At 43.6% G+C, this 2,012-nt stretch carries 2 protein-coding genes and 1 pseudogene; all 3 read right to left on the bottom strand.

What is annotated here, in order from left to right; translation table 11 throughout:
• Nucleotides 1-294 (bottom strand): annotated as a pseudogene (locus F6K49_RS44050) (Uma2 family endonuclease); the annotation flags it as partial.
• Between the two features lie 15 nt (nucleotides 295-309).
• Nucleotides 310-1,524: an RNA-guided endonuclease TnpB family protein gene (locus F6K49_RS44045; protein WP_070394832.1), complete on the bottom strand. Its 1,215-nt coding sequence runs from the start codon at nucleotides 1,522-1,524 to the stop codon at nucleotides 310-312.
• 327 nt (nucleotides 1,525-1,851) lie between these two features.
• The coding region (locus tag F6K49_RS44040) for a carbohydrate porin (RefSeq protein WP_293108184.1) at nucleotides 1,852-2,012 on the bottom strand (161 nt) is incomplete at its 5' end.

Below are 2,012 nucleotides of genomic sequence, written 5' to 3'. Positions count from 1 at the left end.
CTGGCAGTATATGCTCTTCTTTTTACCTGTATCAACTTGCTTTGTGGAGGGGGACATCAGTTCGATTATCACATCTGGGTAGCGACCCTGTTCTTCCCATACTACCCAGCCCAGGCGTTCTCGGCTACCGTCTACATTCAAGACTACAAAGAAATCTGGCCCGCGAAAGTCCCGGTTTCGTGCTTGTTCACTGCTGAAGTAAACAAACATATTGCCCCCAACAAAGTAATCGTCTCGGTCAGCTAAAGCAACGCGCAGTGAACGGATCAGGACGTTCATGGCTATGCGGTGGCGTTGACACTCCCCGTCCTACAAGGACGAGGATTCTTTCTTCCCAGGGATTCCAATGAACTTGCCCTCAGAAAGCATCTTGACCGTGTGCCCCACGGCTGCAAGTCCGCGTATAGCGATTATTTGAGCAGCTGCCACATCTCTGTCGGTTGTGTAGCCACAATGTTCGCAATGATGTATGCGCTCAGCTAAGGTCTTTTTGCCAGTTTCAGTTAAACAATTGGGACAAATTTGGCTAGTCTTTTTAGAATCTACTTTTTGAAAATAGACACCACGATAGGCGCAACACTGCTCTAATATCTTAAAAAACTGTCCCCATCCCGCATCTAGACAGTGCTTTCCTAGCATTCCCTTAGCCAATCCTTTGAGATTTAGATCTTCAACAAAGATCATCCCAGCCCAATCGCAAAGATTATGAGCTAATTTCCAGTAATAATTTTTTCTAATGTTAACGATTCGCTCGTGTAGCTTGCTGACTTTTGCTTGTGCCTTACAACGGTTGCTACTTCCTTTACGCTTTCTGCTTACCCTCTTTTGCAGCAATTTAAGCTTGCGTTCGAGACCCTTGAAAGGACGTGGATTAGGAAATAATTTCCCGTTACTAACAGCAACAAAATGTGAAATTCCCACATCAATGCCCAAGGGTTCCCCATGAGGCATAATCTGAGGAACATCAACATCCCATTGCAAAGTCAACATCACATACCAGCCAGTAGCACGTCTGACCACTCTGGCTTGTTTAACTACGGCATCAGAAGGTATTTCCCGTGATTGCCGCATCTTTACCCAGCCAATTTTGGGCAATTTAACTTTTCCAGATTCAACTGGTTTGACTCCTAGTTGTGGAAAAACAAAAGATCGCATTTGTCCCTGCTTCTTAAAGCGAGGAAAGCCATGACCTTGTTCCCACATACTAACAAAAGCTTTTTCTAGCCTTTTGAGCGTTTGTTGTAAGACATGAACTTGAACAGCTCTAAGCTCTTCAATAGCTTTTCTGGCAGCGGTTAACCCACGGCATTGACTGGCATAAGTAGGACGGGTTTGCTCTGCTGGAATGATGTATTCACTACGAACAGAGCAAGCATTAACCTGACAACTACGAGATTTATACCAATCCTTCCTTTCTGCTAGTGCATAGTTATAGACTTTGCGACACTGTTCAAGCCAGTTTTCAAACAAAGATACTTGCTTAGCGGTAGGTTTTAATTTGAACTCGTAGGTTAGATTGAACACTTTACTTGCCTCCTTAATTCAAGGATATCACATTCTTGAATTAACGCCCATCCTTAATTCAAACATAAAATCTTTTTAAAGCCGCCCTAAAAGGGCGGGGCTTGAAACCCAATATTTTTGGTCATTTTGTCAACTTCTATGGCTTGCTCCAACACCACGATAGTCCAAGATAGTGTTATGGCTGGCTCATGCGTTCGCGTAGCGTGACCCTAGGTCAATCGCATTTACTAATTATGCTATAATCATGGTCAGTGCTAGGGTTTTGAGCATAAACATGAACGATAAACCCTCAACCCCTTTCTGATCGAATAATAATCAACCAAAGCTCTAGAAGTTAAACTGGGTTCGCAGCAGTCCAACTCCAATGGTATCATTTTCATCATTGTGTTCTGGATCGATAATCACCAAAACACCAGGAGTGATAAAGATTCTATCAGTGAGTGGGTAGCGATAAGACAGTTCGAGATGGTATGATACATCGCGATCGC

The sequence above is a fragment of the Moorena sp. SIO3I6 genome (assembly GCF_010672095.1).
Note: the sequence above shows the minus strand (reverse complement) of the source record. Positions and strands in the feature narration are given on the sequence as shown.